Origin of the sequence: Pectobacterium carotovorum (genome assembly GCF_033898505.1) — a bacterium.
Lineage (GTDB): Bacteria > Pseudomonadota > Gammaproteobacteria > Enterobacterales > Enterobacteriaceae > Pectobacterium > Pectobacterium carotovorum_J.
The window spans coordinates 1,840,247-1,859,398 of sequence record NZ_JAXAFK010000001.1; the positions used below are offsets into that span (position 1 = coordinate 1,840,247).

Annotated in this window: 17 protein-coding genes; 12 read left to right on the forward strand and 5 right to left on the reverse strand. The window is 50.6% G+C overall.

Features of this window, described 5'->3' with window-relative positions; all coding sequences use genetic code 11:
* Nucleotides 1–203 precede the first annotated feature (203 nt).
* Both R9X49_RS08170 and R9X49_RS08175 read left to right on the forward strand, forming a co-directional pair.
* On the forward strand, nt 204–1,481 hold the full coding sequence (locus R9X49_RS08170) for an acyltransferase (RefSeq protein WP_319847911.1): 1,278 nt from the start codon (nt 204–206) through the stop codon (nt 1,479–1,481).
* Nucleotides 1,482–1,783: 302 nt separating this feature from the next.
* Nucleotides 1,784–2,824, forward strand: coding sequence for a DUF481 domain-containing protein (locus R9X49_RS08175; protein ID WP_319847912.1), 1,041 nt, complete (start codon nt 1,784–1,786; stop codon nt 2,822–2,824).
* Between the two features lie 67 nt (nt 2,825–2,891).
* Here R9X49_RS08175 and R9X49_RS08180 read toward each other — a convergent pair whose 3' ends face one another.
* A complete protein-coding gene (locus tag R9X49_RS08180) occupies nt 2,892–3,578 on the reverse strand; it encodes a gamma-glutamylcyclotransferase (protein WP_319847913.1) in 687 nt (228 codons plus the stop codon).
* A 471-nt stretch (nt 3,579–4,049) separates the two neighbouring features.
* On the opposite strand from R9X49_RS08180, the gene R9X49_RS08185 reads away from it, so the two are divergent.
* The 3 genes from R9X49_RS08185 (at nt 4,050) to dauA (ending at nt 8,164) form a co-directional block, all read left to right on the forward strand.
* Nucleotides 4,050–4,853, forward strand: a complete 804-nt coding sequence (locus R9X49_RS08185) for a siderophore-interacting protein (protein ID WP_319847914.1) — start codon at nt 4,050–4,052, stop codon at nt 4,851–4,853.
* A 328-nt stretch (nt 4,854–5,181) separates the two neighbouring features.
* Nucleotides 5,182–6,282: a sodium-potassium/proton antiporter ChaA gene (gene chaA / locus R9X49_RS08190; protein ID WP_319847915.1), complete on the forward strand. Its 1,101-nt coding sequence runs from the start codon at nt 5,182–5,184 to the stop codon at nt 6,280–6,282.
* 163 nt (nt 6,283–6,445) lie between these two features.
* On the forward strand, nt 6,446–8,164 hold the full coding sequence (gene dauA, locus R9X49_RS08195; protein WP_319847916.1) for a C4-dicarboxylic acid transporter DauA: 1,719 nt from the start codon (nt 6,446–6,448) through the stop codon (nt 8,162–8,164).
* 24 nt (nt 8,165–8,188) lie between these two features.
* Here the strand turns inward: dauA and R9X49_RS08200 are convergent, their stop codons facing one another.
* Nucleotides 8,189–8,605 carry a hypothetical protein gene (locus R9X49_RS08200; RefSeq protein ID WP_319847917.1) on the reverse strand — a complete coding sequence of 139 codons (417 nt, stop codon included), beginning with the start codon at nt 8,603–8,605 and terminating at the stop codon, nt 8,189–8,191.
* A 138-nt stretch (nt 8,606–8,743) separates the two neighbouring features.
* Here R9X49_RS08200 and folM point away from each other — a divergent pair, with 138 nt between their 5' ends.
* The 3 genes from folM to R9X49_RS08215 are packed head-to-tail and all read left to right on the forward strand — an operon-like array spanning nt 8,744 to nt 10,812.
* Complete coding sequence (gene folM / locus R9X49_RS08205; RefSeq protein ID WP_319847918.1) at nt 8,744–9,466, forward strand: dihydromonapterin reductase; 723 nt, start codon at nt 8,744–8,746, stop codon at nt 9,464–9,466.
* 57 nt (nt 9,467–9,523) lie between these two features.
* Nucleotides 9,524–10,012 (forward strand): sigma-70 family RNA polymerase sigma factor, encoded by a 489-nt coding sequence (locus R9X49_RS08210; RefSeq protein WP_413775877.1) that lies wholly within the window; start codon nt 9,524–9,526, stop codon nt 10,010–10,012.
* Nucleotides 10,009–10,812, forward strand: a complete 804-nt coding sequence (locus tag R9X49_RS08215; RefSeq protein ID WP_319847919.1) for a hypothetical protein — start codon at nt 10,009–10,011, stop codon at nt 10,810–10,812. The genes R9X49_RS08210 and R9X49_RS08215 overlap by 4 nt, the downstream gene beginning before the upstream one ends.
* Nucleotides 10,813–10,885: 73 nt before the next feature.
* Here the strand turns inward: R9X49_RS08215 and R9X49_RS08220 are convergent, their stop codons facing one another.
* The 3 genes from R9X49_RS08220 to R9X49_RS08230 form a co-directional block, all read right to left on the reverse strand.
* Complete coding sequence (locus tag R9X49_RS08220) at nt 10,886–11,461, reverse strand: YceI family protein (protein ID WP_319847920.1); 576 nt, start codon at nt 11,459–11,461, stop codon at nt 10,886–10,888.
* 235 nt (nt 11,462–11,696) lie between these two features.
* Entirely contained in the window at nt 11,697–13,253 is a 1,557-nt protein-coding gene (locus tag R9X49_RS08225; protein WP_319847921.1) for an EAL domain-containing protein, read from the reverse strand.
* 327 nt (nt 13,254–13,580) lie between these two features.
* Nucleotides 13,581–14,783 (reverse strand): immunity 26/phosphotriesterase HocA family protein, encoded by a 1,203-nt coding sequence (locus R9X49_RS08230; RefSeq protein ID WP_319847922.1) that lies wholly within the window; start codon nt 14,781–14,783, stop codon nt 13,581–13,583.
* Nucleotides 14,784–15,003: 220 nt separating this feature from the next.
* On the opposite strand from R9X49_RS08230, the gene rstA reads away from it, so the two are divergent.
* The 4 genes from rstA to R9X49_RS08250 all read left to right on the forward strand — a co-directional run bounded on the left by rstA (nt 15,004) and on the right by R9X49_RS08250 (nt 19,129).
* Nucleotides 15,004–15,741: a two-component system response regulator RstA gene (rstA, locus tag R9X49_RS08235; protein WP_263057413.1), complete on the forward strand. Its 738-nt coding sequence runs from the start codon at nt 15,004–15,006 to the stop codon at nt 15,739–15,741.
* Complete coding sequence (gene rstB / locus R9X49_RS08240) at nt 15,738–17,051, forward strand: two-component system sensor histidine kinase RstB (RefSeq protein ID WP_319847923.1); 1,314 nt, start codon at nt 15,738–15,740, stop codon at nt 17,049–17,051. The genes rstA and rstB overlap by 4 nt, the downstream gene beginning before the upstream one ends.
* A 178-nt stretch (nt 17,052–17,229) precedes the next feature.
* A complete protein-coding gene (gene asr / locus R9X49_RS08245) occupies nt 17,230–17,694 on the forward strand; it encodes an acid resistance repetitive basic protein Asr (RefSeq protein WP_319847924.1) in 465 nt (154 codons plus the stop codon).
* Nucleotides 17,695–18,517: 823 nt separating this feature from the next.
* Nucleotides 18,518–19,129 (forward strand): helix-turn-helix domain-containing protein, encoded by a 612-nt coding sequence (locus tag R9X49_RS08250; RefSeq protein WP_319847925.1) that lies wholly within the window; start codon nt 18,518–18,520, stop codon nt 19,127–19,129.
* Nucleotides 19,130–19,152: the final 23 nt, after the last annotated feature.

Here is a 19,152-nt window from a genome sequence, read left to right on the forward strand (position 1 = left end):
GTGAGCGAGGATGCCGCCGTAGTTGATGAGAAATAGAAATAGTTGGTGGAAATGCCGCCAACGCCCCCGCAAAACCTAAACGGTTGCTAAACGAAACCGGCATTTATAGCCATTATCCTAATTAATGTGACGTTGCTCTCGTCTAAACTAGTTTGTAATCGCATTTTTCGGCTTTTACACCGAGTTTAACGTTGAGGAACAACATGAAGAAGGTCAGTAAGGAGCGATTTATCGGCCTGGAATGGTTACGATTTTTGCTCGGCTGCTATGTGATGATTTATCACACGGTCCACGTTTATCCCCAGCGTGAGCGCATTCCTTTCTTAAGCGAACTCACCAGTATGGGATTCTTCGCGACCAGCACATTCTTTGTTCTGTCTGGTTTTTTACTCGCACATGTCTACATTAAAGACGGACGTTTGCGTGAACCTGTTCGCCAGTTCTGGGCCAAACGCTTCTTTAATCTTTACCCCATTCATATCATTGCCCTGCTGTCTTCTATTGCTGTCGTCACGCTCATGCAGTGGCTGGCCGTGCCGCCAGAAGGACAAGTCGCCAGTGCGCGTTTTGTCATTTATGACACCAACGACCCCGCGGCCGACCCCGAAACGCTGCGTCATTACATGACGAACGCGCAGTTGGCGTTCAACGGGATATTGCAGGTACTGATGTTGCAGGCATGGAATCCTTACTTCCTGACCTTCAATGCCCCGTTATGGTCACTTTCTACCCTGTTCTTTTTCTATCTGACATTCCCGCTGCTGGCTCCGCGTCTGCTGAGCAGCAGACATCCGTGGCTGTGGATGGGGATCGTCTGCCTGCTGTATCTGCTGCCGCCGATTTGGGTGATCTGGCAACAGCAGTTTGGCATGCCGTACACCGGATTATTGCAGCGCGGACCGATCTTCCGTCTGCCGGAATTCCTCGCCGGGATTTTGGGGTATGCGCTGTTCCGTCATTATCGTCAGAAAGATCGCTTGCCGCTGACCAAAGGCCAGCGCTATGCACTCGCCCTCTTTATCAGTGTAAATTTCCTTGTCGCTACCTGGCTGTTCACAAAAGGCGAAGCCTATTGGTATTTCCTGCTGCATAACGGTTTGCTCCTGCCAGCTCAGGTCGGTTTGGTCTGCCTCAGCGCGCTGGCGCGTGAACCTAATAGCGAGTGGCTGCGACATTGGTCGCCGCGTCTGGGTGCAGCATCGCTCTCGATCTTTGCGCTGCACGTTCCGCTCTTCAATCTGTTCCGCACGCTGGAACAGTTGGTGCGCGGTAACCCGATGGCCTGCTTCAGCGACTGGGATCAGTGCATTGCCGCCGCAGGTCAGGTGCAGCTCTCCATGACGGGCTATATCATTTTCCTGCTCACCACCGTGACACTCTGTGTACTCTTCCAGGAACGGATCGTGCTGCGCGTGAGGACGTTCCTGACCTCGCGCTTCCTGAGCAACAACAGCACATCACGCACGCAACGTACTGCGTAGCATCAGTTCTCGCCCACGCTTCTCTGGCCTGAAACCGTCTGGGCCAGAGAAGCCTCCCCGCATAACGCATTGCCTTTCCCGTAGCCCAAAAATGTGACAACCGTCGCGTTATAGCCGTTAATCATCAATAGCAACTTTTATAACTATTTACATTCTAATCAATTACCGTTTTCGGGTAGAGCATCACTTCGATTCCTGTTAATGTTTGCCGTTCCGGGCTAAACCGGTTCGTTATCAACGGCTGTACGTCTTTGTCTCCGACGGACATCTCAATACCTGTCACCACTGTTTACTTGGCAATAATGACACTATCCAAACACGCAATCTCTTCCCTCAGCCTGGTTATCGCCCTCTCTGCTGGCATTACGCAGAGCCGCGCTGACACCATTTGGCTGAACAACGGCGACAAGCTCACAGGGAAAATCACGCTGCTCGACGGCGGTAAACTGTTTATCAACACCGACTATGCTGGCTCTATTTCTGTAGCCTGGGACAAGGTGAAAACCTTTGAATCCGACCATGGTCTGGTGATTCAAGGCGAACGCTACGAAAAAGGCGTACTGTATCCGACGATCAAAGCGGGCGAAAACCGCGCTATCGTCGCGAACCCGTCGCTTGCTAACGAAGCTGCTGGTCCGCAAACATTGCCGCTTTCCGAAATTACGTCCATCGTCGCGCAGAAACCGCTGGTGACCGATTTCGCCTGGAAAGGCAACATTGATGCCGGCATGTCGCACAAGAAAAGTTCGACAGAAACGGATAACTACGATGTGACGCTGAACACCAAAGCGCGTCACGACACGTGGCGACACAACCTTGATGCCAGTTACCATTTGGCAAAAGAGGATAAAGTCGAGAGCACCAAGAATGCGGCTGGCGAATATGCGCTGGATAAGTTCGTGGATGAGAACTGGTTCTGGCAGGGTCGTTATCAGTACAAACGCGACTGGATCGAAAGTATTAAAATCAACCGTTCTTTCGGTCTCGGTCCTGGTTATCAGTTCTGGGATAACGATTTAGGCGCGTTCTCTCTGACCTCGCTGGTCAACTCCCAAACCTTCGTGTACCGCGATCAGGGCGATGATGACTTCTACTCTGGTGCGATTAAGTGGGCGTACAACCGCTATATGTTCAGCAAATCGGTTGAAGCCTTCACCAACGGTGAATTGGGCCGCTCATTTGACGGCACTGCGCCAATCTACCTGAAAGCGGATGCAGGCCTGCGCTTCAAGCTGACCGACTGGTCTTCTATGACGATGAAAGTGTCACGTACCCGTATCGAAAGTAATCAGGGGAATGTTGATGACACGCTGTACACCATGGGTGTTGGCGTAGGCTGGTAATTCGGTCGCTTCATACGTCTCAAGGTGAACGACGATATTGTCGTTCACCTCAACGCTCACCGCGCCGCTATTGTCCGTTTCCTGCCGCCGCAGAACACGACTGTTGCAGAACCCGCACCCGCTGCGCCAGTTCGCTCACGCTTGCATCTTCCGTCCCGTGATTTTTTAGCTCTTGCTCCAGCGCAAACAGATATTGCGCATTGGTGCCAAGCGGCCCGCTCGCACGGGCAATCAGCGGTGCAACGCTCTGAATACAGGTATCATTTTCATTCAGAGGATGTTCCGGTTCGGACACAAACACCAGCGCCGTCAGCGGTGCGCCATTTTTCCGCTGTAGTTCACACCAGAGCGGACGATAGCAGCCCGTCAGCATTTCACGCTTCCACAGCAGCTCCAGATCTTCACGCAGAGACGCTTCCGGTAACCGGAAAGCCAGACCTGTCGTTTGCCCACCGGGCTGCAACGCCAGCATCCGTCCTGGCTGGGTTACCGTTCCGCGGCCGATGGTGAGGCGCAGACAAAAGGCACGCTGCCACCCTGTCAGTGTAGCCAGACAGGTTTCTTCGGCGTCAAAAACCGGGTTCCACATTAGTGAACCGTAGCCAAATACCCAGACCGGACAGCTATTGGGCCGGAGCGCCAGCATCCTGTCCAACGAATCAGCCCGCTGTTGCGGCGTGAGTAGTAAGGTTTCTTCAATACAACCAAAAGACGTTCTACAATCTGCTTTCTGCAAAAAATCGCGTGTTAACACTACTTACCACCCCCAACCTTACTCTTTTCCTGCTCGTCAGATCGGCTCTCGCCCTGCGTTTAAAAACCTAACTGCTTCATCTGCTTAATTTTACACCACTATCAATCTTGAGGTTATTCATTTATGGCTTTGCGATCAAGTTTGATAGTGGTCACAAAAACTAAAAAAGTTCGTGATAATGTTTCACTCACGCAAGATTCCGCTTTTGTACCCTAAATCATTCGAGTTTAAGGCGGGTTGTATATCAACTAATCGGCAACGCGCCGCCAGACTTGACGTTTTCCTGATACAAACCTCATTTTTGTGACATCAGCAGCCTGCCGAGAATCGTGCGTTTACCGCTTATAGAAAAACGCCGACAGAATATCGACGGCGATAGGAATAATAACGGGCAGACATCAAATGATAACAATTATCATCTCGTGTTATTATCTTCTTTATTTTGGCATCGACTACCCACGGAGACACTGAATGGCAACGCCGCGTCAGCCTGTTTTAGTTCAGGTTAAACAGATCCACGATATTTCCCCTCATTTGCGCTGCATTACTTTCCATCATGACGCGTTGCGCGATTACCCAACCGAGCGATATGGCGCGCATATCAAACTCTTTCTGCCGCAGGCGGGACAGCAAAAGCCGGTTCTGCCAGCCATTGGCGAACGCGGCCCGGTCTGGCCGGAAGGCGAAGCCCGCCCTATCGTCCGCACCTATAGCGTCCGTGCGCTACGCCCAGAAGAGGCGGAACTGGATATGGTTTTCGCACTGCATGAACACGCCGGGCCTGCCGTCTCCTTTGCCCGTCAGGCCAAACCCGGTGATTGGGTCGGCATTTCACAACCCGGCGGCCCGCTCCCCATGCTGCCGCCAGCGGCCGCTTATTATCTGGCCGCTGACCCGTCTTCGCTCCCTGCGCTCATGGCGCTGTTGGAGAACCTGCCGGACGACGCTCAGGGACATGCCGTGATCCGTGTCGACAGTGAAGCAGATAAACTCGCTATCGCTAAACCATCACAGCTACAGCTGCACTGGGTCGTTGGCGGAACAGAGGCAACCGACACACTATTGCAGCATTTTCAGGCATTTCCTCCGGTGGAGAATGCGTTTTACTGGTTAGCGGGTGAGGATCGCATCGTGGTTCAGCTTCGCCGCCATGTACGTCGCGAACGCGGGTGTGAACGAAATCAGATGTATGCCGTGCCTTACTGGCGAGAGGGGTTAAATGAAGAGGATTATCATCATAAACGTCACGATATCATGGATAATCCTGATGAATAACCACAAAAAACACATTTGATATTATCATGATAGGGAGAAGATACGCAGATTCTCCCTTTTCATTTAAATTTCATATCAAAGCGTAAAAATCCGTAAAACTCCCCGCATCGCGTCGACAATCTGTTATCATCTTGTTCGTTTCATTACGTTATAACTACTTTTTAGTAACCTTTTGCTGTTTATTATTGTTTTAAGAGCTTAACAAATTTTTTTAAGACCTTAATAAATGGCTTTATGCCCTGAATAAGTCGAGTGGCCGGTATGCTAGCTTGAAGTATGACGGGGATATTTTGCCGCATCATTCCTCTGGATAAGGAGAACTCCCGCAATGAAGTCTCATGCTGAGGTGGTCAAAACTCGCCATCATGAATACTCGCTCATTTTTCCTGTTATTGCGCTGGCCGTGCTCTACATGTGGGGCACTTCACAAAATTTTGTCGCCATTCTCGGCATCAACGCCATCGCGCTAGCCGGGATACTGTTCAGCGCCTTCAGCGTGGTACGTCACGCCGACGTGCTCGCACACCGTCTGGGTGAACCCTACGGTTCATTGATCCTCAGCCTGTCCGTCGTCATTCTGGAAGTCAGCCTGATTTCAGCCCTGATGGCAACCGGTGATGCTGGCCCGGATCTGATGCGTGACACCCTCTATTCCATTATCGTGATTGTCACCGGTGGTCTGGTCGGTTTCGCCCTCTTACTCGGCGGCCGTAAATTCGCCACCCAGTACGTCAACCTGAGCGGCATCAAGCAGTATCTGATGGCGATCTTCCCATTGGCGGTGATTGTGCTGGTTTTCCCCAGCGCCTTGCCCGGTGGTAATTTCAGCGTAGCGCAGTCGTTGATTGTTGCTGCTATTTCTGCGGCGATGTACGGCGTTTTCCTGCTGATTCAAACGCGTACGCACCAAAGCCTGTTTGTGTATGAGCATGAAGACGAAGGCGACGGTGACGATCCGCACCATGGTAAACCGTCCGCACACAGCTCCCTGTGGCACACCGCCTGGCTGCTGGTTCATCTGGTTGCCGTTATCGCGGTCACCAAGACGAACTCCATGCCGCTGGAAACGCTGCTGACCGAAATGAATGCGCCGACGCAGTTTACGGGCTTCCTGGTCGCGTTATTAATCCTCTCTCCTGAAGGACTGGGAGCGATCCGCGCCGTCCTGAAAAATCAGGTACAGCGCGCTATGAACCTGTTTTTCGGTTCCGTGCTGGCAACCATTTCACTGACGGTCCCTACCGTTACGATTATCGCTATGATCACTGGCCGCACGCTGAACTTCGGTCTGGATATGCCGCACATCGTCGTGATGCTGTCAGTGCTGGTGCTATGCCACATTACGTTCTCCACCGGCAGAACCAACGTATTAAGCGGTAGTGCGCATCTGGCACTTTTTGCCGCCTATCTGATCACCATCACGCTGTAACCCCTCTGCCGACGCGGTTTTCGCCGCGTCGGCCCCGCAAGATTGCACTTCTCTTGATGTATATCTGGATCTTCTGAGCGCGTCCGGCGTATCGTAAGGCTGTCGTCGACGGACCGGCAGGCCCGCCATGTTGATTTACTTCCTTACTTTGGTTTCTGCTTAGATGAAAACGCACGGAATTAACGGCGTCAGGCCGTTCAGCGCGCTGATTGACGCGTGCTGGCGCGAAAAATATACGCTGCAACGTTTTACCCACGACATTATCGCCGGCGTTACCGTCGGTATCATCGCCATCCCTCTGGCGATGGCGCTGGCCATTGCCAGCGGCGTTCCCCCACAGTACGGGTTATATACCTCGGCTATTGCCGGGATCGTCATCGCCGTCAGCGGCGGTTCGCGCTACAGCGTGTCAGGCCCGACAGCCGCCTTCGTCGTTATTTTGTATCCCGTGTCGCAACAGTTCGGGCTCTCTGGCCTGCTGGTTGCCACCTTGCTTTCCGGTGTGTTTCTGCTGCTGATGGGGATCTGCCGCTTCGGCCGCCTGATTGAATACATTCCGCTTTCCGTGACGCTGGGGTTTACCTCCGGGATCGCCATCACCATCGGTACTATGCAAATCAAGGATTTCTTCGGCTTGCAGATGACCGTGGTTCCCGAGCATTACGTCGAAAAAGTGGCAGCGCTGGCGCAATCGCTGCCTACCCTGCACCTTGCGGATACGCTGATTGGAGCCACGACACTGCTGGTTCTCATCGTCTGGCCCAGACTCGGCATTCGCCTGCCCGGCCATTTGCCCGCACTGCTGGCAGGCGTCGCGGTGATGGGGATCATGTCGCTGCTCGGTGAAAATGTAGCCACCATCGGTTCCCGGTTCAGCTATATGCTGGCGGACGGTTCGCAAGGGCAAGGCATCCCGCCCATTCTGCCGCAGCTCATTCTGCCGTGGGATATTCCGTCACCAGATGGAAAGACGATGACGCTGGATTGGCAAAGTATTTCCGCTCTGCTGCCTGCCGCATTTTCTATGGCGATGCTGGGTGCGATTGAATCGCTGCTGTGCGCGGTCGTGCTGGACGGGATGACGGGCAAAAAACACAATTCTAACGCGGAACTGATGGGACAAGGTTTCGGCAACATTATCGCCCCGTTCTTTGGCGGTATTACCGCAACCGCGGCGATTGCCCGCTCCGCCGCCAACGTGCGCGCAGGCGCAAACTCGCCGATCTCCGCCGTGGTTCACGCACTGTTGGTGCTATTGGCGTTGCTGATACTTGCGCCGTGGCTGTCTTATCTGCCGCTGGCGGCAATGGCGTCGCTGCTGTTGATTGTCGCCTGGAACATGAGCGAAGCGCACAAGGTGGTGGATTTACTGCGCCACGGACCGAAAGACGACATCATCGTGATGCTGCTTTGCATGTCGTTGACCGTGCTGTTCGACATGGTGATCGCCATTACGGTCGGCATCGTGCTGGCGTCCCTGCTTTTCATGCGGCGCATCGCGCAGATGACCCGCCTGAGCGAACTGCCGGACACCAAAATACCGGATCATCTGGTATTGCGTGTTAACGGCCCGCTGTTTTTCGCCGCGGCAGAGCGCATCTTCAACGATCTGACCGTGCGCAGCGAAGGCTATCAAAATATCATCTTGCAGTGGGATGCGGTGCCAGTGCTGGATGCCGGCGGGCTTAATGCGTTCCTGCGCTTTAGCGAAACGCTGCCCGAAGGCAAGCAGCTCATCATCACCGACATTCCCTTCCAGCCGTTAAAAACGCTGGCGCGGGCGAAGATCCACCCGATTGAAGGACGGCTCAGCTTCTACGGCTCACTCGCACAGGCGATTGAGGCGACGACGGTGCGCCCCAGCGTAGCAAAAACAGAGTAGAAATATCGTGCAGGCCACGCCGTGCTAATGCTGCACGGCTGGCATGTTGAACCGGACGGACAGGCGTTCGTCCCGCAACGTTAAATCCAGCGCCGCGTCACATTCGCGGCTAATGGTGCCCAATTGCTCGTCCGTCAACGAATAAGGCAGTTGGATATCAAACACGTTCAAGCCTTGCTGGCGTGCCAGCGTGATCAGCCTGATAATGTTGGTTTCGTCACTCACCTGCGTAGACAGCACCTGTAGCGCCAGTACCTTCAGCCGCTCTTTCGGCGCACTCTGCCGAGACGGCGCCGTCTTGGTCACCATGCCAAAAATCGGCATCACGCCGTACATTGCATCCATGAAGCGCCAGCGTTTCTTACACAGTGCCGCCAAATAATCCGTATAGTCCAGACAGAGTTGCTCACTGGAACTTGCAGACTCAGGGGATTTTTCCATATTCCCTTCTCTCCTCTTCGCCAGTGTTTTGCTGCGCACTACCCTGACGGGTATAAAACCGTAACCTGTATAGTGGTTAATTCAGGTATATTGTCACGCTTCGCCCCCTTTTGACTAGCGTGTTGAGGAGACCTAATTGTGACAACTTTTTCTTCTGCTCCCGTGTTAATTACCGGCGGCGCACGGCGTATCGGGCTGGCACTGGCGCGTTCGTTTCTGGCTCAGTCGATTCCGGTCATCATCAGCTATCGCACGCCTTATCCCGAGTTGGAAGCACTACAGCAGGACGGCGCAATCTGCCTGACCGCCGATTTTTCCACCACGGAAAATATCTATGCGTTTGCGGAGCAAATCCAGTCGCTCACGCCGCGGCTGCGCGCCATTATTCACAATGCCAGCCGCTGGGAGCCAGAAAGCTCCACCACACCACCAGAGCAAACGCTGGCCGATATGCTGCAAATTCATGTCTATACGCCCTACTTGCTCAACCAGTTACTGGAATCTTGCCTGCGCGGGCAAGGCGTGGCTGGCGCGGATATCATCCATCTGACGGATTACGTGGTAGAAAAAGGCAGCGACAAACACATTGCCTATGCCGCCAGTAAAGCGGCGCTGGACAACATGACGCGCTCGTTTGCCCGCAAACTGGCACCGGAGGTGAAAGTCAATGCGATCGCCCCCGGTCTCATCCTGTTTAATGAACAGGATGACGACGCCTATCGTCAGCAGGCGCTGGACAAATCCTTGATGAAAATTGCCCCCGGCGAAGCGGAAATTGTCCGACTGGTGGATTATCTGTTCAGCAGCAATTACGTCACCGGAAAAACGCTGGGCGTTGATGGTGGGCGGGCTTTGCGTTAAAGCCCTGAGTCTCAATGTGAGGATAAAAACATCACCACCAGCGAAGTTCGTCAGCAGTTGACTGCTCATTTGACGCGCCTATGGCGCTATGGACTGGTGCTGTCACGTAGCCATGAGGTGGCCGAAGAGCTCGTCCAGTCTACCTGCGTTCGTGCACTCGAAAAGAGTGCACAGTTTACGCCCGGCACGCGTATCGACAGATGGCTGTTCTCCATTCTTCATTCGATATGGATTTCCGAACTGCGCGCCCGTCGCGTACGTCAGGGACAAGGGTTTATCGAAAGCGAAGAATTACTGGCACCCGATACCCATGAGCAGGATGACAATCGCCTGCATTACCAGAAAATAATGCAGCGCGTCAGCGCGCTTCCAGAAGCACAGCGCAACACCGTCTTTTTAGTTTATGTCGAAGGGTTTACCTATCAGGAGGCGGCAGACACGCTATCAGTACCCATCGGCACCATTATGAGCCGACTGGCCGCAGCACGAGGTACGCTGGCGAAATCAATTGACACCCAGCCCTCGGCAAAGGAGAGACTGTCTTGAAAACAATGCGTTTTACGCCCCCTTACAGTGACGAAGCTATCGTTGCCTGGCTGGATGGCGAGATGAATGAGGCCGATGCGCAACGCTTCAAGGCGCTACTTGAGGGAGATGAACAGCTTGCAGAACGCGTCGCGGAGCGGATGAAAAGTCAGCTTGATTTTGAAGCAGCCTTCGCGCCCTTGCTCGACAAAGCGCCTGAGGCGAGGATGCAGGCCAGACTGGAGACGTTATTGACGGAAGCACCGACATCAGCCACTGCTTCATCTTATGCCGGTGTCAGCCGCCGTTCACTCATTGCTGCTTCACTCAGTTTTTTGGTGTTGGGATCGGGGCTAGGCTACCTCGCGCGTTCTCCTGGAATGATTCTCAGCGACAGCGAGAAAATTCGCGATCTTGAAGCGCAGTACATGTCTCTGTACCGCGCGGAAACCCTACTCGATGCGGACGACACCGCACAGACCTTGCAACGTGGACTCTCTCGTACTGCTCAGTACATTGGGTTGCATCTCAATGAGCAACAGCTGAGGCTTCCCGCTGCAGAATTGAAAATGGTGCGTCTACTGCGCTATGACCAGACATCGATTGCGCAGATTACCTGGTTGCATGCCGAATATGGGCCGATGGCGCTGTGTATTTCCCCCGAGCGTCAGGCAACGTCCACTGCGCTTAAAAATGAGCAACGTCATGATATGCAGGTTGTCTGGTGGTACGCCTACGGCTATCAGTTCGTCTTAATTGGCCGTAGCCCCGTAGCACCGCTCACAGAAAGTGCACTCAGATTACAAACGTCGCTGGCATAACCCATGAACGGCCCTCCGCACACGGACGACTCCACGTGTTGAAGGCCACTATTTATTTTATACGCGTGTCGGGTTATACGGCGTGCCGGGCTTTCGCCCGAATTTCAATATTAATCGCGACGCGATCGTCTACCACCCCGGTAAACCGATCCATGTTAAAAGACGAGCGCGAAATAGCGGTGGTGGCATGAAGAGACAGCGAACCGTCATGAGATGCGGTTCCGTCATGTTCTTCAAGCGTGGCCTCCAGAATGACCGGACGTTGAACGTTTTTTACCGACAGTGAACCAAAAACCCGAAAGTGGCCATGCCCCAGCGCCACAACCCTGCTGCTAGTGAAAATAATATCGGGATAGTGCTCAGCATCAAAAAACAGGCTGCTTTTTAACTGGTAGGTCAACAGGCTGTTGGAAGCCTGTAACGTTGTGATGGGAATTTTCACATCAATACGGTCATTCATTTCCTTTTCCGCATCCAGTGTGATGTTGCCCGTCACGCCGTCGAGAGAGGCCTGTGACAGGTGACCAAATGCTTGCCATGACAGCGCAATGGCCGTGTTATCCGTGGCAACGGTGTAGTTAAGGGGCATAGCATGCAACAGTGGACTGATGAGCAGTCCGGTGGCCAATACGGGAACGATGCGCGTCATAACAGGATTCTCCTCAGAGTAAACAACGCGTAAACGCTCAGGCGTGCTAATTTATTCGGTCAATCCTTATTATTTTTCTCGATGCGGAGAAAACACCGAGCGTTGATGGGGGGCGGGCTTTGCGTTAAAGCCCTGCCACAAAGACATAGCCGGATATTTCACGCCATGTCTTCTTCTCTTGCATCTTACGCGGCCGTTAAGTTAATGCTCTTAACATGAGGGATAAGCATAAAAATCAGGGACACACTACGTGATTTTTTTCCTGAGTGATTAACAGGCTTTCAATATTTTTCGCTGACAGTGAGCGATAAAAGAACCATCCCTGAATTAAGCAGTTTGCATCAATTTCTCTGGCAATCGCTAATTGCTCAGCATCTTCAACACCTTCAAAAACAATGTCTTTCCCCATATCTTTAATAAGCGAGCAGATTGCATGCAATATTTTTTCTTTATTCTTGTTGTCCAGATTTTTCATTAACGAACCGTCAAGCTTAACTTCATCAAATCTGAAACCGGTAAGCCATGCTAAGTTCGAATTCGCCACGCCAAAATCATCAATCGCCAATTTGATGTTCATTTTTGCCACATGCTCAGCAAAAAGCTGGATTTCCTTTTGCGATAGCTGGCAGCGTTCGGATATTTCCAACTTTATCTGAGCAGGCTCAACACCATGTAAAGCACACACCTCAATCAATCGGCTTATGAAAGTCGGTTCGCTAATCTCATGATCGGTTATATTTATAGACAGCGTCAGCTTCCTGTTGCCATTGAGAACAGCAGCCATCTCTCTCACTGAAGTTTTTATTACAAAATCAGATATTTTTGGGTAAAACCCGATTTTTTCTGAAATCTTTATAAAGATCTCAGGAGAAACAGAGCCATGTTTGCCATCACGCCATCTGACTAGCGCCTCAAGACCGGCTACTTTCCCATCATTAGCGTTCACCATCGGTTGATATTCAAGAAAAATATCCCCTCTCTTGATGGACTTCTTCAAACGGGATTTCAGCGACTGTCTTTTATCGACAATATTTAAACAGAAGAAAGTCAGGAATCCACCCAGCATCAATGCGACCACCATAACAAAAGACAGGAGACCCGTTGTGAGCGACAGCAGCCCGCTGCGCGCATTTTGCGCCATCACGCAAAACAACCACTGAGGACTACAAAGGCTGGTGTTGGCGGTAAATACTTTACTCAGTAACGGATTACCCGAAGCAACATATTCCTTCGAATTCGATTCAAAATACTTTTGCGATTTATCTGCTGATGTCATAACGAAATACCCATCCGTTACCGTATTCAATATACCTTCATAGGTTCCCCGCGCAACAAACACCGCAGCATGGCCTTGATAGAGCCCGATATTGTTATACAGCGTCTTACTATTATTTTTCACTTCAATTAATGCTGGCTTATTATCTTCTGTTTCATTTTTAACAGTAATATGCAAAGGAGGGTTCACTTCCCCCCAAAAGGCACTGCAATAAATACGCTTTTCTTTTAAAGAAGCAACATCTTCAATATTAAGATGACGCCACCTTATCATTCTTAATTTTTCAATATAGTTTGGCGAACAAACATCATCATCAATAGCGTTAACATCACCTAACGCAGACAGGGCCTGTTCTGCTAACATTTCAGCCTGAAAGCGTAATTTCTCAGAGCGCAATATCAATTTGCTTTCCTGATGATTAACTAATAATTTATTTAATAAAAATAAAAAAGAAAATGAGATAAAAGCCATCATAAAAATGGTTGTTGTTATTTTTTTAAATCCTGAAAAACGCATCGCAGTCCAATGTCAGTTAATACTCAAAAGAGCATTTAAATCCAGGCCAGCGATAGTAACCAGATGAAATTTTCGTGTCCAGTTCTTTCAAAAACACGCAGTTGAAATTAGCACGTTTTTATAATTCACTTCGGTTAATAAATCAGCTCTGTCTTATTAAGCAATATCGATTAAAAAACCATGGAAGTAACCATTTGATTACATAAAGAAATAACCAACCAGTCACACATTAATGCATTTCATATACATTATTACCGATAATTATTGCACCACCGCAGTCCACCGGCATGCACGCGCCCGAAAGCACGTGCAACAAGATGGCAGAAATTATTTCGCCTCTTTTTTCTTCGCTCGCCCCTTACGCTGGTACGCTTTATTGTCGGCGATATACATCAGATAAGCCGCACGCGTCAGGCCACCGGTTCGCAGCGCAAAGGCATCGTAAGTGGTATCAGGCGGAAAATCGAACTCGGCCAAGACCTGTCCCCAGGCTTCACGATGTTCTGGATTGTGTAGCGTTTTATCGTAGTCAGGGAAACCGCTCCCCGCAAAGCACTCGGCCGACACGCTGCTATAGGCCCCATTGTTCATGTAGCTGCGTCCTGCCCTGAAAACCGTATCCTGGCTGGCTTTATTGATCGAACAAGGCCCCCATGATAGGCGATAGTCGCTTTTCTGTGCGCTGATACTGGGGCCATAGCCCACCGGGAACAGAATGTCTTCTTCCGACAGCATTTTCGATCCCACATACGCATAATTACCGCGCAGAAAAGCGTCATCCATAACGATCCAGCACTTTTCAGACAAGGGCGATGCCACAATCTCCGACAAGGATGGGTTACGCTCAGTCGTGCGGAAAAGATAAGGCCGGACAAACAGCGGCATCGTCATCACATCATTCCAGATGCTGTGTTCAGCAAACAGCTCATCCTTTTGCATCTGACGCAAGTTGCCAATAACCAAAACATAACCATCGGTATGCAAATCTATTTCGACCCGAAAGATATCGCCAGGAACCGTTTTATGCTGCTGGTTTTTCATACCCATCAGCCGTTCCAGCTTGTGCGCATAATCAACCGGTAATCGTTCACGATAAGATTGCAGCCAGTCAACAATCTCTTCTTTGCTGGTCAAATGACGGCATTCTGGCAGCGGTAGCCGGATAGAATTTCGATAATTGCTGGCGTTGATATAGCCGTAGCTTCCCGAGTTCAGCGTTCTGACACCCGCAGAAAACACAATGCCATCGGCCATCACGCTGGAAACGCTGGTATAAGTTAGCTTCTTTTCTTTACCGCGCGCGGTTCTCGGCAGAATGACATCACGGCCGCGCGTGTGAATAATGACGTCTTCTTCCTGATAATTTAGCGCGGTGGCGGTAATACGTTTGCGGATCGTGTCGCCATCAAAGCAGATAAAATAGCCATCGCGTACGGTTACAATATCCCATTCAGACGATAACGGCTCCAGCCCAAAATAAGGGCGTAAGGCTTCCTGCATCCAGCTGTTTATCTGGTCAATCGGTTTCATCTTCAGCGCGGTTCCCAGTGGAATAATCGGTAATGGTGGCGTGGCCGTTCTCGGTAAACGACGAGAATCCGGTGCAATATCGCCTAAAAAAGCCTGCTCCGCAGCTTATCTAATTTGGGCAAGTAAACAAACACTTAACACCCATTTACGCTTCATTTCTCGTTTATCATCTATCATCAGGCTATGCTATCAGCAGTGAGATGGGGATGACGTAGATACCATGCATAAGATTGTTTTTATAGAAGATGATACCGAGGTAGGAAAATTGATCGCGGCCTACCTCGGCAAGCATGACATTGATGTTCAGGTTGAAGCACGAGGCGATCAGGCATTGGCCTTTATTGAACAGCAGCAGCCCGACCTTGTGCTGTTGGACATCATGCTGCCCGGCAAAGACGGCATGACAATCTGCCGGGAATTGCGACCACAGTACAGCGGTCCGATTGTGCTGCTGACGTCGCTGGACAGCGATATGAATCATATTCTGGCGCTGGAAATGGGCGCCGATGATTACATTCTGAAAACCACGCCGCCCGCCGTTTTGCTCGCCCGCCTGCGTCTGCATTTACGCCAGTACGCTACCGCGCCACAGGCTGTGGCGGAAAAAGCTGCACCCGCCGCCTTGCAGGTGCACAAATCCCTGCACTTCGGCCTGCTCTGCATCGATCCGGTCAATCGGGAAGTGACATTAGGGCAAGAGCACATCGTGTTATCCACCGCGGATTTCGATCTGCTCTGGCAATTGGCGACCCACGCCGGCCACATCATGGATCGGGATGCGCTGCTGAAAAACCTGCGCGGCGTCACCTACGATGGTATGGATCGCAGCATTGACGTTGCGATTTCCCGCCTGCGTAAAAAACTGTACGACAATCCGCTGGAGCCGTTCCGCATCAAAACAGTGCGCAACAAAGGCTACCTGTTCGCTCCTAATACCTGGGAGAGCGTCACGCTATGAGAAAGCTGTTCGTCCAGTTTTTTCTATTGCTGTTCGCCTGCTTTGTCGTCATGACGCTACTGGTCGGGCTGGTCTATAAGGTCACGGCCGAACGCGCTGGCCGCCAGTCTATGGATGACCTGATGAAAAGCTCGCTGTATCTCATTCGTAATGAGCTGCGCGCGATTCCACCCCGCGACTGGCATAAAACGATCAACCAGCTGGATTTGAACCTGTCGTTCAAACTGCACATCGAACCGGTGAGTAAATATGCGCTGAGTCCCAAGAATCGCCAGCGTCTGAATCAAGGGGAAATTATCGCACTGGATGACGAATATACGTTTATCCAACGTATCCCTCGCAGCCACTACGTTCTCGCTGTCGGTCCTATTCCCTATCTGTTCTTCCTGCACGAAATGCGGCTGCTGGATTTACTGCTGGTGATGCTGATTGGGTTATCGCTGGCGCTGCCGGTGTTCCTATGGATGCGGCCACACTGGCAGGCCATGCTAAAACTGGAGAATGCCGCCCAGCGCCTGGGAGATGGTCATCTGGAGGAGCGTATTCATTTCGATAGCACCTCCAGCCTGTTTCGGCTTGGCGTCGCTTTCAACCGCATGGCGGATAACCTGAACCAGCTCATCAACAGTAAAAAACAGCTGATTGATAATATTGCACACGAGCTGCGCACGCCGCTGGTCAGGCTGCGTTATCGGTTGGCGATGAGCGACAACCTGACGGAAGACGAGCAGCAGGCGTTAAACCGGGATATTGGTCAACTTGAAGCGCTGATTGACGAGCTGCTGACGTATGCCAGACTCGACCGTCCGCAGGTGACGTTACACCTTGCCAATATTGATATTCCTTCGTGGTTACAGGCAAAAGTTGACGATTTTCGGCTGATCCACCCTGATAAACATATTTCGCTGGATATGCCCCATTTAGCGCAGATTGGCGCACTCGATCTACGCCTGATGGAACGGGTCTTGAATAACCTGATCGGCAACGGATTACGCTTCTGTCATAGCCGATTACACATCAGCCTGACGTCGGACGCCGGGCATATCGCCTGTCTGCAAGTTGAAGATGACGGCCCCGGTATTGCGCCCGAAAGCCGGGAAAGCGTGTTTGAGCCGTTTATTCGTCTGGAAGCGGGTATAGAGAACAGCAGCGGCGGCTGTGGGCTCGGACTGGCCATTGTTCATGCTATCGCCCGAGCTTACGAAGGCAGTATTACTGTGGACGAAAGCCCGCTCGGTGGCGCTCGTTTCCGTTTTTGCTGGCCAGTAAAAACCACGACAGCGCAGGCTGCCATCACCAGTCAGCACTAGCACCGAGACGGCGGAAACCCCGCCGTTTTTCTCCTGTTCCCCTCGTCTTCCTGGCCTGTACATTAGGTTACACGCCGAAACCAATCACTCACTGAAGCCGCTCTCTGTTTCTCCTATTCTCTCTTCACCGGCCCAACCGAGGGCTACGAAACGTGAATGAGATAACGAGGAAATGATGATGAATAAAGTATTAGTTATGATCGCAGGTGCGGCACTGGGTCTGTCCTCTGTAGCGTTTGCCGCGGACACCGTAACCAGCGCACCAGCTCAGCCTACGGCGACCACTTCTGCTCCGGCTAAAGCCGTTCACCATAAAAAACAGGTGAAAAAAGCTAAACCTGCCGCTGAACAAAAAGCGCAGGCTGCTAAGAAGCACGTGAAGAAAGCTAAGCCAGCCCCAGCTCAGAAAGCGCAGGCTGCCAAGAAACACGTGAAGAAAGCTAAACCAGCCCCTGCTCAGAAAGCACAGGCTGCCAAGAAGCACGTGAAGAAAGCTAAACCAGCTCCTGCTCAGAAAGCACAGGCTGCCAAGAAGCACGTGAAGAAAGCTAAACCAGCTCCTGCTCAGAAAGCACAGGCTGCCAAGAAGCACGTGAAGAAAGCGAAAACTGCAAAACCAGCGACCACCACGCCAGCAGCGTAATCGGTCAGCACCCGCTCCTTCCCACGGGAAGGAGTGACTTTCGGTCAGTCCCGATTTGAATCAAATCGCTAAAGGATGACCACAATAGAGCAACTATCAAACACCCGGTTTACCGGGTGTTTATTTCATCGGGGGACAGGAAAATGATGCGTCGTTACTCATTTGAAATTATGTTATCCCTCGTTCTGCTCTGTGGCATTATCACCCTGAGTTTTTTTCTCTAATCCTCAGTATTCCTCTCTCGCCCGACTATCCCCGTATTTTCAATATCGAAACCATGCACAGAGAAAGCCTCACGTCGCTTTGATAACAAGTCTCATTAACAGTATTATTTCTTGGTATAATTTAATAGTTTTCGTTCCCATCCGACAGGTCAAACCAGATAAAAGACCATCCAAAACGAATAATATCAACATCTTATAAATACATACCTCACCTGCAATGACAAATAACCCAATAACAATTGAATTATCTAAATCTTAAACTACAATTTCGAAATCAATAATAATTAACATTAGATCTCAACTTAAGTTTATTATTAAAAATAAAGCACACTAACTACAAGGTTTAATTCCCTAAGATATCATGACATAAAAAACAACGCCGCATTGCGGTATTGCCTGTCATTTCATGGTACTAATGAAACATTACCCATATAGCCATTTAAACTAATGAGGCCTTTATTGATAAAAAGACAATAATATATTTAGTCGAATATGGATTGACTTTAAAAACCGCACAATTAATCACATACCTTTAAGGAACTGACATTCATCATAAGACGAAATGGACGCGTTATAACTCCATCATGTACAGGTTTTAAATGAAAGAATTAAATACATCTATTTTTCGCATCACAAAAATACTTTCCCCACACAGCAATATCGCAACCCCAACCAAGGTTATTAAAGGGAAACGGCTCTATTTCTTTTATCCATCAGGGGAGCAAGTTATTTACTTCCTGGATGAAGGAACATTCTTAATGAAGCAATCCATCGATGATAAGGTTATTTCTGTTATCTTATCACCTGCTATCATTGGCTGGTCCATGGTGACACTTGATGGTGGCGAACTCTATCTGGAAAGGGTCGATTATGGGAAAATTCGTAGTATTCCTTTCAATACCGCCATGCGCATCATTACGGCTTATGAACGTTTCGATGATGTCTTAACGATCGTCAACACCGGCTTTCATGCACTGATCGATCACTGTATTGGGAATCATGGCGATTCACTTTCTATCGTGCATAAAATGCTACGTTCGCTGAATCAGCTTCCCCCCGATGTCAAACTCCGCTTTTCTGCGCTGTCCTATATTTATCAACGGACATCACTATCAAAAAGCACGATAAAACGGGGGCTGAAACAACTGCAACAACAAGGTTTACTCACGTTGGAACGCGGTAAATTACGCCACCTCACAGAATATAATTAAATAATCACTTATTACGACGGGTC